General features: G+C 61.6%; 3 protein-coding genes. All 3 read left to right on the top strand.

Annotated features, from left to right (window positions below; genetic code table 11):
• The coding region (locus H6B51_RS16920; RefSeq protein ID WP_204884765.1) for a DUF3137 domain-containing protein at positions 1-296 on the top strand (296 nt) is incomplete at its 5' end.
• Position 297: 1 nt separating this feature from the next.
• Positions 298-462, top strand: coding sequence for a hypothetical protein (locus H6B51_RS16915; protein ID WP_204884764.1), 165 nt, complete (start codon positions 298-300; stop codon positions 460-462).
• 76 nt (positions 463-538) lie between these two features.
• A partial coding sequence (locus H6B51_RS16910; protein ID WP_204884763.1) for a hypothetical protein occupies positions 539-1662 on the top strand: 1124 nt, incomplete at its 3' end.

The following is a 1662-nucleotide window of genomic DNA, read 5'->3' as shown; positions in this document are numbered from 1 at the left end:
TCTCCTGCGACAGCGCCCACGACGCCTTTTACATCCTCACCCCCCACATGATGGAGCACATTTTGACGATGGATCAACGGGCGGGAGGCGACATCTACCTCCGCTTCCTCAAGGAGGGCAAGGTCCATGTGGCGGTAAACTCCGGCCGGGACCACTTTGAGGCGGGCAGCCTGGAATATGTCAAAGTCAGCGAGCTGCTGCAGCGTTTCCGGGACGAGACGCGGTACATCACCGAACTGATTGACGCCCTGCTGACGGTGGACACGCTATACAAACAACAGGAGGTGCAGAGTTGAGATGTGGATGATCGGGATTGCTCTTGGCATCATTTTGCTGGTGTCCAGCTTTTTGGTGAAGGAGCGGCGTCCCCGCAGGGTTTTGCTGGTTCTTGGCGCGGTTGTGTTGGCGGCTGGGCTGATCTACGGCGGCCTGGTGGGACTCCTGCTGGGCGGCATTGAATGACCTGCCCCTCCGGGGGAAGGCGGATACGCACCGGAGAACGAAAACAGGAAAAGGAGGAGGATCTTTCCTGAGAAACATGAGAAAGTGGATGACCGGCCTGCTGGCGGCTGCCATGCTCCTGTCCCTGGTTGCCTGCAGCGGCGGAGAGCAGGCCCCGCCCGAGACAGAGAGCAGCGGACAGGAAATCACCCTTGTCGCCGACTTTTCCAACGGGAGCGAACTGGCCGAGGAGTTCGACCTGATTCAGACAGAAACCGGAATCGCAGAGGAGGCGACGCCGGGGGCTATGGCCCAGGCCCTGTCGGAGTGGAGCGGGCTGGACTTTACCCTGAACAGCGCCGCCGTGGAGGAAGGTGCCGTCACCGTGGACTGGGCGGCAGACTCCACCCTGGTTGCCGGCCTGGATGACCGGGAGCAGAAGGAGGAGTTTTCCTTCCATGACATCGACTCCCTGCGCTGGTTTATGATGGACAGCCTCTACAGCACCCTGACGGCCAACCTGGGGGAGGTAGAGGTCTATTACACCATGGATGGCGGACAGGATCTGTCCTTTGACGAACTATACCCGGTGAACCTGTTCCCAGCCGATACGCCCTACCTGGGCAGCCCCTTCTACTTCGCCCATGCCGGCGGGCAGGGGGAGACGGACGGGGCGGACTTCTCCCGCACCGAGGGCGTCTGGCGGCTGGACGGCGAGGAGGACACCGCCAGCATCTACATGGACGGCGAGGGAGGCTTCATCGCCTACTACGCCAGCGGCTCTGTGGAGGCTGCGGGCTATCTGGAATATGTGGACGAGTACGGGGACGGGAACGGCCGGTACGACATGTATGACGGGGAACTGGGCTGGATCAACGGTTTCTATTTCGACTCGGACACCCAGATCCACATGGGAAATGGCGACGGCCCGGTGTATATCCGGATGGATGGTGAACCCGCGGACAACCCCGTCCCCGGCGCACTGATGTACTCCCCCGGCTTTACCGGCCTGACGCCGGCGGATGTCAACAACGATTTCCACGGCGGCTACTTTTATGAGGATCTGCTGGATGGCAGCCTGGCGATCATCGTCACCGCCGCCGTTGCCAACGACTTCATGTCCGCAGGGGAGGAGACCATGGAGGAATACATCGCCCGGTGGGCCGAGGTCATCTGCGGGTGGGAGATCCGTGACCTTGCCGTCCAGGACGGCGGCACGAT

The organism is Pseudoflavonifractor phocaeensis, from assembly GCF_016901955.1.
GTDB classification, from domain to species: Bacteria; Bacillota; Clostridia; order Oscillospirales; family Oscillospiraceae; genus Flavonifractor; species Flavonifractor phocaeensis_A.
The sequence above is the reverse complement of the archived record's forward strand: the minus strand, read 5'-3'. Positions and strand labels throughout refer to the sequence as shown.